Here is an 8,476-nt window from a genome sequence, read left to right as displayed (position 1 = left end):
CACGCGCCCTCGCGTGTTCCGACCGGCGCCCCCGCCGGTCGGAACGTTGTAGAAACTCAGTCACCAAAGGGTAACCGCTCCTTGCGAGTGGTGTGGTCGGCGAGGGCGCCGCCCCCAGCACGCGAGGGCGCGTGCGCTCCCCATCTGACTGAATTATACGGCTAAGTGGCCGATGGTCGTTCGGCTCAGAGTGGACTCTTCGCGACTCTTCGCCCTACCTTGAAGATTCCCATTGACGGCAGGAGGGTTCGGACTAACGGTTTGATCGACCCAAGACTTCGCGTGAAGCGTTGTCAGAGAAATTGATCCATGAAACCTGCCTTGTTGACCCTGTTGAGTTGGCTCGCTGTCGCCTGGCTCTCGGCGCCCGCGTTAGCGCAGTCGGATGCCTCGGACGACTTCAAATACAAAACGAATCCGCTCACCACGAAAAGTCTCGGACGAGATCTCCAAAAGTCCCTTAAACCGCAGAATCAGGAAATCGTGTTCGGCGATCCCATCGCCGTAGAACTCGACGACGTGCCCTTCGTGAGATTGGAAGAAGTCCCCGAAGAACCAAAAACCATCCCGAAAGTCGTCATCTCGGAAGGATTCGATGATCTCGTCAATCGCGTCGCGCACGCCAAAGCCATCGATAAAATCCAGCGCGGCTACTTTCAGAAATACATTCTGAGTCTGGCGGAGGAGAGCGGTGAGCGCGAGTTGAAGCCGCTGCCCAACGACACGGACAAGCGATTCTGGACCGACGACATGAAGAACGAGCAATACAGCAACTACAACTCCATCGTCGGCACGCTGGTCGGGATCAATCTCGCCCACCATTATCTCGGCCATTACCGGAAGTATCAGGCGAAACTCGTCAACGCCGAGGGCAAGCACGCGCCGATCAACAATCTTCTGACACCCAAGGAATGGGATGAATCACTCCGGCTTGGTGTCCGCAACGCGCTCAACGCCGGCTGCGCGATCGAAGGTGTCCTGCCGTTTTTTGAGTGCTTCGAAAAAATGCCCGAACGCCCGGCCTGGACGGCTTTCTTTGTCCCGGACGACGCCAAGTACAAGGACATCAAGAAAACGCTGGAGAAAGTGCAGAAGGATTACTTTTCAGGGAAGCGTGACTGATCGCGAACGGGACGGAGACGCGAATTTCACGAATTGATCGCTCAAGCACGGCCAGGCCAATTCCCTTGAGGGAGGTATCTGTCTGGCGTTGGTAGGGACGGATTCCACTCCGTCCCTGACTAACTAATCCTTGAGCCCTCTCTTCAAGGGAGAGACGAACAACGGAAAAACCAGGAGCCTCCGTTGGCCCATCGTCTCTTCCTGGTGGCGGTCTGCCTCAAGGCTTGATTTGGGGACGGAGCGGAATCCGTCCCTACCAACGCTAAACACGTACTGAGGGAGAGGGAGCATCACGCCTCCCAAGAGGGGAACTGACAACAAAGGCAATCCAGCAAAGTTCCCTTCTACCGCTTTCAAACCTTCTTGAGCGATGCCCGCAGATGTTCGAGCGACCGCGCGGCCTGGTCGATCGTGCCGCACTCGACGGAGAGCGTGAGATCGCGTTTCGAGCGGCGGCAAATCTGAATCACCCGCGCCCAATCGATCACGCCCTCGCCGCACGCGCAGCCCACCGGCGTGCCCGTCACTTTGCCGCGTTCCGCCGAAGATTGTTCGACGGAGATATCCTTGGCGTGGATGTGCACGACGCGATGGATGATTCTAGCGAGCCATCTCAACGGATCGTGGCCCCTCAGGTAAGCGTTGCCGGTGTCGAAGTTGATCCCGACGGACGGGCTTTTCACAAGCCGATAAATGCGATCCAGCCCTTCGGAGTGCTGGCTGTATTGCTGGTGAGGCTCCAGGCCAATCAGGATGCCGCGCGGCTCCGCCACCTTGGCCGCTTCCTGGATCGTGTAGCGCATCAAGGTGAAATCCTCTGCTTCGGTAGTCCAGGGCTGCTTCGGACCTTCATCGGTGTTCACGACCGGCGCGCCGCACTCGGCCGCGAAGCGAATGGCCTGCTTCAGATACTCGACGCTGATCTCCGGCCGGCCCAGCGGCGTGTGGGCCGAAAGCCCGGAAAGCTTCACGCCGACGGCTTCGCACGCGCGGCGGATGCGCAAGGGGTCGTCGAACATGGAGACGCTGTGGAAGTAGCCCGCCTCGCTGAGCAACTCGCGGCCCCAATGGACCATGGGTTCGACGTGGGTATAGCCGAGTTCCGCGGCTTTTGCGACGCCCCACTCGAAGGGTTTGTCGTTGTGGCGGACGAATTCGAGGTTAATGGCGATGGAGATTTTGTTCATAAGAATGCAAGGTTTGGATCTGCGCTACGCCACACATCTGTGACAGGCGCCCTATCGATTTGCGGCAGGCGCGGTTGCGCTGGCCTCACGGCCGCCGACCCACTGTTGATACCGCTGCTGCAAAAATTCCCTCGGCTTGAAGTCCGCATACACCAGCACGAGGTACCCAATGCCGAACCGTTCGCCCGCCTTGTATTCGAGGGGCGCCTTGTCCAGGCCTTGTGTGACCGACAAATAGGCGAATGGATTCAGCATGCTGAAAAATCGCGTCGGGCCCGCTGTCCGATCAGGATTCGCAAACACGGCGACTACGGCTTCCCGCCCGCCAATCGCGTGAGAAACGGCGCTCCACCGGGCGGCGATGACGTCCCGGTTCTGGGTCGCACTGTAAGGCGCGCCTTCGGAGTTTTGGTGTTTGGCGGCGTGATTGAATGCTTCGGGCAAGCGCAGGCCCAGGCCATTGTATTCGCTGCCGGTCAAAGTGACTTTCGGAGCGCCGGCGCCGACCTCGAATTCCCCGCGCCACTCTAGCGCGACTTCGCCGGTCGCCTCGTCCGCCGTGAGCGTCAACGTGCGGCGTTCCACAAGCAACGCGCAGGCTTCGGTTTCGGGGCGCGCCTTGTCTTTGTCCGCGACCCAATGGATCAATTGGGTGAACGTCGCCTGGGGGAGTCCTGCGGCGTTTCTTCCGCTTCCGTGCAAGAGCAGTTTCACCGAACGCTCATGGCCGGGCTGGCCGGTTTCCTCCCAGAAATTCACGCCGTTGGCCCGGATGGCGTACATCAAACCGTGATGGTGGAGATGATCGGCAGGCGCGTCGCGCAGGACGTTGTCGCCTCGCAGTGTCCTCAATTCGCGGACGTAGGGTTTGAACTGGTTTGAAGCGAACGCGTAAACGAGCAGGGGCCGGTCCTTGAACCGGATTTCCAGTTTGCCTCTCGCTTCTTGAATTGCGAGCACAAGATCGCTCCCGGAGCTGGCTGCCTCGGAGGCAAACCCGGCTGGTGCGCCCGCCAAACAAACCGCGTTGGCGGCGAGGAACGCGGGGCGACGAACGAGCTTCCAAAATCTGAAACTCGAATCTCGAAATCCAAAACCAACCCGAATCGGGAGATTCAAAACCCCAAATGCCTGGCTCAATCGTTTCCGAAGTTGGACTGGTGTATCCACACTCCAGCTTAGCCCCGTGGCCAGGACGGCCATTGATGCACGTCAAGTGTCCGTGGGCAGGTGTCCTCGCTGTTTTCAGTGGCTCACGCACTCGGTTCATATTTGATTTGGTTCGCGTCGAGATACTGTTTGATCTTCTGTGCTGGCATACGAACTCCTTTCTCAATGGATGGCAGTGGGCAGTAATTCTCATTTTGGCCTGCACGTTCTTCTTGTCGCCAAAACGAGAAATCGCAGGATCGCCCACGCACCCCAAAGCGACGCGGGGAATGTTGACTCCAATCAAAGCAAAGCGTAACAAGGCTGAGAACAATTCATAAATCCACTAAAAGTCCACTTATGAAAAATCGAACCCCTCTGACACGCCGCGCCTTTCTGGGAACCGCGGGAACTCTCACCGCTTTCGCGATCGTGCCCCGCCATGTCGTGGCCGGCAGCGGCCAGACGCCGCCCAGCGAGAAGCTGAACATCGCCGGCATCGGCGTCGGCGGCCAGGGCGCGGGCGACATCGCCGGCGTCGCCACTGGGAACAACATTGTGGCGCTGTGCGACGTGGACACGCGACACTCGTCAGGCAGCTACAAGAGGTTTGCCGACGCCAAACCGTTCCGCGACTTCCGCAAGATGTTCGATGAAATGGAAAAGAGCATCGACGCCGTCGTCGTGGCCACACCGGACCACACGCACGCCGTGGCGGCAATGGCGGCGATCAAGCGCGGCAAGCACGTCTATTGCGAGAAACCGCTGGCGCATTCGGTCTATGAAGTCCGCCAATTGATGAAAGCCGCGCAGGAACACAAGGTCGTCACCCAGCTCGGCAACCAGGGACATTCCTTCGACACGATCCGCCAGTTTTGCGAATGGGTTTGGGATGGGGCCATCGGCAAAGTCCACACCATTCACTGCGGATGCACGGCGGTGAATTCAGGAATCGACCGATTGTCGCGCTTGCAGGAGAAGCACGAAGTTCCCGCCACCCTCGATTGGGATCAGTGGCTGGGCCCGGCGCTGTGGCGCCCCTATCATCCCGCGTATTTGCCGGGAAGCTGGCGCGGCTGGGTCCCGTTCGGCAACGGCACCGTGGGGGATTGGACCTGTCACGTCGTCGATCCGGTTTTCTGGGCGCTGGACCTGGGCGCGCCTTCGACGATTCAAGCGAAGGTGAAGGATTACGATCCGAAAACTCAGGGCGATGCTTTCCCGAAAGGGGAAATCATCACTTACCAGTTCCCGGCTAACAGCAAGCGCGGTGCAGTGACGATGCATTGGTACAGCGGCACCGAGCGCATCCCGCGGCCTGCAGAACTGGGCCCCAATGAGAAACACGAAGAGACTGGCGCCGTGGTCATCGGCGAAAAGGGCACGATCGTTTACGGCTCGCACGGTGCGGCCCGCGTCCGGCTTGTTCCCGAATCCAGGATGGAGGAGTACAAACGACCGGAGAAGACCTTGCCACGGGTGAAGAACCACCAGCAGGACTGGCTGCAGGCGATTCGGAATGGCAGCAAAGCCGGATCCGATTTCTCTTACGGCGGCCCGCTCACAGAGCTCGCGATGCTCGGCGTGATCGCAATCATGCATCCAGGACAAAAACTGGAATGGGACGCCGCGGCCGTGCGCTTCAAGAATTCCGCGGACGCCAACAAACTCCTCAACCCGCCGTATCGGGAAGGCTGGAAGCTGTGACGCTTACATGCTGAACACGATCACGTCGTCTCCGGCGTGATTCGGCCGGACCAGGACTTCGATGGCGCGGCAGTGGACGAGCCGCACTCGGGCGAATTCGCGGAGGGTCCCGCCCACGGCCTGTCCGACGGAATTGAGCGCCGATCCGGCTTCCTTGCGCTCGGTATCGACAAAGGTGAGCAATTCTTCGCCGCTGCCTTCCTGCACCAGATCGTTCGGGAAAAAGACGTAGATGCGGGACGGATCGAAGTTGGCATCGGGCAAGCACGCGACGCAGCGTTTGAGTTCTTCCGCCAGGCTCGGCAGGACCTCGCCCGCGTAAGTCGGCATTCCATAAACTCTGATAACCATAAGCAAACTCCTTTCTTGGGAACCATTCGGAAGCTAGGACTCGCCCTGTGAGTTGTCAAATCAAGGGAAGGTTCCCTGGGCTGGAGGACGCAATCCACTTGGGATTGGCGGACCACGACACACAAGATTCGTGTAAGGAGCAGAGAAGTCTGGCGCACTCCAAAACCTGACGGGCTCATCGGACCCGGTAGGGCGAGTCCGTCCCGGCGAGCCGCTCGACGAGCTTTGAACACGTCCGACTCGGCTCGCTGGGACAGCTCGCCCTACCGTTGAATTGCCTGAAAGGATTTTGCTCTGGGTCCGCCAATTTCAGAGACGAGAATTCCTGAAGCGAGCGTTGCGTTGCGGAGTCCAAAGTGGCAAGACCCATTCGCGAACGAAAGGAACCGCTTATGTCTTCACCGATTCACCGACGCGCATTTGTCAAAGGAACCCTCCTCTCCGCCGCGGGGCTGACTCTGAGTTCAGCTTCGTCAGGCCAGGCTTCGCCGAACGCTGCCGCCGCTTCGTCTGCGGCAAAACCCGGCTTGTCCACGGGCAAAATCGGAAAACTCGAAGTCAGCCGGCTGATTCTGGGCGGCAATCTCCTGACGCATTACACGCACAGCCGCGACCTGAAGTACGTCTATGCCCTCGCGGCGCATTACAACACGGACGAGAAAATCATGGAGACTCTCGCTTTGGCCGAAGCGCAAGGGATCAACACGGTCTCGATGCACAATCCGCCGCATCCCATCTCGATTCTCAAACGCTACCGCAAAGAGCGCGGCGGCAAAATCCAATGGATCATTTGCCCCACCGCGGCGGTGGACTCCGACCTGTCGCAATACCGCCAGCAGATTGAAGATCTCGTGTCGGCAGGCTGCGAGGCGATCTATTTGTGGGGCGTTCACAGTGACGCGCTGGTCGCGCGCGATCGGATCGATTTCATCGCCAAAGCCGTCGAAGCGGCCAAAGAGTTCGGCGTGGCGTCGGGGGTAGGGGCGCACGCGCTCGACGTCTTCAAAGCGTGCGAACGCTACGGCGTGAAGGCGGATTTCTATATCAAGACGTTTCACCATCACAATTACCCCACCGGCCCGAAGCCGGAGCAATTGAAAGCGCCGTACAGCGAGTTCCCCGGCTATTGGTGCCGCGACCCGCAAGAGACGGCCGAATTCATGAAGAGCGTCTCGAAGCCATGGATTGCCTTCAAAGTCATGGCCGCCGGGGCGATCCCGCCCAAGGACGCGTTTCGGTACGTATTCCAGAACGGCGCGGACTTCGTGCTGGCGGGCATGTTTGACTTCGAGATCGCGGAAGACGTTCGCATCGCCAGAGAAACTCTTGCCGGAATCAACGAACGCGCGCGTCCGTGGCGGGCATAACACGCCGCGCGGCTGACGCCGCAACCAAAGCAACCACGGATCACACGGATGGAGAAGGGAATGACTTGGACCTAGAAGTTCCTATCCGTGTTCATCGGCGTCTATCTGCGGTTCAACTGCGGAGTTTGGCTTCCAAGTGAAGCCGTCCACGTAGCGCAGAGTCGCACTCTGCCGTATCGCAGAATTGCACTCTGCGAACCGCCGACCAGTCCACGGACCTGGGAGCTTGCCGACGCCATGCCGATGACAAATCGGCGATACAGCAGATTGGAAATCTGCGCTACGGCCACCGACAACTTGTGGATGCACCGCGATGGTTTTGGCCGAAGGGTCCGTCTTGTCAGCCCAAGAATTCGGCCCCAAACTGAGTTCCATGACTGCGGGATCATTGCTCGAATTTCATCAGCGCCTGGGCGCGCAGTGGATCGAGGTGAGCGGGGAGAAAATTCCAGCTCATTACGGCGATGTGCTCGCTGAATACACAGCGATGCGCGAGGCAGCCGTGGTGCTTGACCTGAGTTTCCGTGGGCGTCTGTGTCTGACGGGCGCGGACCGGCAACGTTTCTTGCACGGCCAGGTGACCCACGACGTGAACGGTTTGAAAGCCGGAGAGGGTTGCTACGCCGCGCTCGTCACCGCCAAAGGCCGAATCGTCAGCGATCTGAATCTCTACCTTCTGGCGGACGAAATCCTTCTCGATTTCGAGCCGGGCCTGGTCACGAAGGTCAAAGAGCGGCTGGAGAAGTTCATCATCGCGGATGATGCGCAGGTTGTGGACGCCGCTCCCCATTACGGATTGCTCAGCGTCCAAGGACCGAAAGCCGCGGAGGTTCTGCGTCAGGCCCGGACCGAGGCCGAGTTGCCCGTCAAACAGATGACTTTCCGCACGGCGGAGCATTCTGACTTTGGGCAGATTTATCTCATAAATTGCGCGCGCCTGCTGACCTCCGGTTTTGATGTGTTTGTTCCAACGGAGGCGATGGAGGCCGCGGCGGAACGTTTGGTTGCGGCCGCAGAAAGCGTCGGTGGCCGCCCGTGCGGGTGGCAGGCACTGGAAATCGCGCGCGTGGAGGCGGGCATCCCGCGCTTCGGCGTGGACATGGATGAATCGAACCTCGCGCCTGAAGCCGGCATCGAAAGCCGCGCCATCAGCTACAGCAAAGGCTGCTATACCGGCCAGGAAGTCATTGCCCGCATTCGCACCTATGGGCAAGTGGCCAGGGCATTGCGCCGGCTTCGGCTGGCGGACGATCTCTCGCAACTGCCCGCCAGAGGCGACAAACTGTTTAAGGACAGCAAGGAAGTTGGATACATCACGAGCGCCGTCCGATCCCCGGGGCTCAAGGCGAGCCTTGCGCTTGGCTACGTGCGCAAGGAGACCAATCAAGCCGGAACCGAATTGAGCCTCGATGGAAACGGAGGAGCGCCAGTCCGCGTCCTGGGTGAGCCGTTCCAGGCAGAATGGTAGATAGGGGTAGGGATGACACACGAGCGTCACCCCTCCCTCCGAACCGGACGGGCGGATTTCCCGCATCCGGCTCTCCGGTTGATGGGGTCTCGACGAGAGAGAGCGCACCTTTCGTGCGGTCTCCA

General features: G+C 59.6%; 7 protein-coding genes. 4 read left to right on the top strand and 3 right to left on the bottom strand.

The window, feature by feature from the left end; translation table 11 throughout:
• The first annotated feature begins 309 nt into the window (after positions 1 to 309).
• Positions 310 to 1,122 (top strand): hypothetical protein, encoded by an 813-nt coding sequence (locus FJ398_23265; GenBank protein ID MBM3840822.1) that lies wholly within the window; start codon positions 310 to 312, stop codon positions 1,120 to 1,122.
• A 353-nt stretch (positions 1,123 to 1,475) separates the two neighbouring features.
• On the opposite strand, the gene FJ398_23260 is transcribed toward FJ398_23265, so the two are convergent.
• Together FJ398_23260 and FJ398_23255 are read right to left on the bottom strand one after the other, a co-directional pair.
• Positions 1,476 to 2,309 carry a sugar phosphate isomerase/epimerase gene (locus FJ398_23260; protein ID MBM3840821.1) on the bottom strand — a complete coding sequence of 278 codons (834 nt, stop codon included), beginning with the start codon at positions 2,307 to 2,309 and terminating at the stop codon, positions 1,476 to 1,478.
• A gap of 51 nt (positions 2,310 to 2,360) precedes the next feature.
• Positions 2,361 to 3,512, bottom strand: a complete 1,152-nt coding sequence (locus FJ398_23255; protein ID MBM3840820.1) for a hypothetical protein — start codon at positions 3,510 to 3,512, stop codon at positions 2,361 to 2,363.
• A gap of 306 nt (positions 3,513 to 3,818) precedes the next feature.
• Here FJ398_23255 and FJ398_23250 point away from each other — a divergent pair, with 306 nt between their 5' ends.
• Positions 3,819 to 5,165, top strand: coding sequence for a Gfo/Idh/MocA family oxidoreductase (locus tag FJ398_23250; GenBank protein ID MBM3840819.1), 1,347 nt, complete (start codon positions 3,819 to 3,821; stop codon positions 5,163 to 5,165).
• Positions 5,166 to 5,168: 3 nt separating this feature from the next.
• On the opposite strand, the gene FJ398_23245 is transcribed toward FJ398_23250, so the two are convergent.
• Positions 5,169 to 5,516 carry a hypothetical protein gene (locus FJ398_23245; GenBank protein ID MBM3840818.1) on the bottom strand — a complete coding sequence of 116 codons (348 nt, stop codon included), beginning with the start codon at positions 5,514 to 5,516 and terminating at the stop codon, positions 5,169 to 5,171.
• 392 nt (positions 5,517 to 5,908) lie between these two features.
• Here FJ398_23245 and FJ398_23240 point away from each other — a divergent pair, with 392 nt between their 5' ends.
• Positions 5,909 to 6,883, top strand: coding sequence for a hypothetical protein (locus FJ398_23240; GenBank protein ID MBM3840817.1), 975 nt, complete (start codon positions 5,909 to 5,911; stop codon positions 6,881 to 6,883).
• A 313-nt stretch (positions 6,884 to 7,196) separates the two neighbouring features.
• The gene (locus FJ398_23235) at positions 7,197 to 8,351 is read left to right on the top strand and encodes an aminomethyl transferase family protein (GenBank protein ID MBM3840816.1); all 1,155 of its coding nucleotides are present in this window, start codon (positions 7,197 to 7,199) and stop codon (positions 8,349 to 8,351) included.
• The last annotated feature ends 125 nt before the right edge of the window (positions 8,352 to 8,476 follow it).

Source organism: Verrucomicrobiota bacterium, assembly GCA_016871535.1.
GTDB lineage: Bacteria > Verrucomicrobiota > Verrucomicrobiia > Limisphaerales > SIBE01 > VHCZ01.
Note: the sequence above shows the minus strand (reverse complement) of the source record. Positions and strands in the feature narration are given on the sequence as shown.